Raw genomic sequence first — 674 nt, forward strand, 5'->3', positions numbered from 1 at the left:
CATTAGTTTTAGATGACCCTGCAGGATACGGTTATGCGAATGAAGAGGAGGTTAAGGCTGTAACCTTGGGCCCGGGTTTTGAAGTACACCTATTTGACTCTGACAAATTTAATCATGTATCTGACAGTCTGATTGACGTATCTAAGCCGACAGGGCAGTATGACTTTATTGTGCAATCCAAGGGTGTTGGCAAATCATTTCTCAGCATCGAACGATTTGAAGGTGAGTTTAGGGTGGTTCTTGCAGGAGGAGACGCATCCAGGTTGGATCGATCATTAAATACAATGACGAAGTCCTTATCCACTGACATAGATACTCTAAATCCGGTGTTGATTAAAGATGGAAACATCCGTTATCTGGTCGCTAAAGTCGATGGGAAAGAAGTGAATCTACCAGACGTACCTTCAGATAAGAAATCACTCATGGGAGGTATGGACAACAATCAATTATGGGATTCTGCCAAGACGATTAATTTCCTCAAAGAGGTACAGTCCCAAGGAGCAGATCCGAATGTGGACGGAACTGGGGGTTACCCGGCAATCGAATCTCATACGTCGAAAAACAATTCAATTACACGGGCATAGCGATAACAAGTTTGGTTATTGCGCTAGTAGGCTCAACAGCGGTGTATATTTGGGCAAGAAAAAAACAAAATACGAAGTAATGTAATCAGC

The 674-nt window shown here is 42.7% G+C and carries 1 protein-coding gene; it reads left to right on the forward strand.

Annotated elements, in window-relative coordinates; translation table 11 throughout:
- On the forward strand, positions 1-584 hold a 584-nt coding region (locus RSX24_RS32250; protein WP_343262912.1), incomplete at its 5' end, for a hypothetical protein.
- Positions 585-674: the final 90 nt, after the last annotated feature.

The sequence above is a fragment of the Paenibacillus hubeiensis genome, from assembly GCF_032334105.1.
Taxonomy (GTDB): domain Bacteria; phylum Bacillota; class Bacilli; order Paenibacillales; family Paenibacillaceae; genus Paenibacillus; species Paenibacillus hubeiensis.